At 48.1% G+C, this 553-nt stretch carries 1 protein-coding gene; it reads right to left on the bottom strand.

Annotation, left to right across the window (positions count from 1 at the left end; all coding sequences use genetic code 11):
* On the bottom strand, window positions 1-553 hold a 553-nt coding region (locus tag R7R78_RS28700), incomplete at both ends, for a BCCT family transporter (protein ID WP_225474919.1).

Here is a 553-nt window from a genome sequence, read left to right as displayed (position 1 = left end):
TACTACCGATGTGATTTCTGCAAACGGCATTACGTCTAACATGGCGAACAGTTTAAGCGGCAGCTCAGCATTGAATACGGCTTCGTAACCGTCATTCACGTACTGGCTGATCGCTGTGCCACCAAAAGCGGTCATCCAAAGCACACAAACCGTCGAAGGAATCAAAATAACGCAGATGATAAATTCACGAACCGAACGTCCACGTGAAACACGAGCGATAAACATACCCACGAATGGTGACCAAGAAATCCACCAAGCCCAGTAGAACGCCGTCCAACCTTGCGAATAGTTCACGTCTTCACGTTCAAACGGCATAGACAATGCGGGAATGTTAGTGATGTACGACGCAATGTTGTCGAAAAAGCCAGTCAGAATCGCCATTGTTGGGCCAACGATGATCACAAAGAACAGCAACATCGCCGCCAGAATCATGTTGATTTCAGACAGACGTTTTACCCCACTATCAAGGCCTGCAACCACCGAGATCAGCGCCAATGCCGTGATCACTACAATCAACACGACTTGAGTTGTGTCGGTCATTGGCACACCAAAC

The sequence above is a fragment of the Vibrio sp. 2134-1 genome (assembly GCF_033339495.1).
The sequence above is the reverse complement of the archived record's forward strand: the minus strand, read 5'-3'. Positions and strand labels throughout refer to the sequence as shown.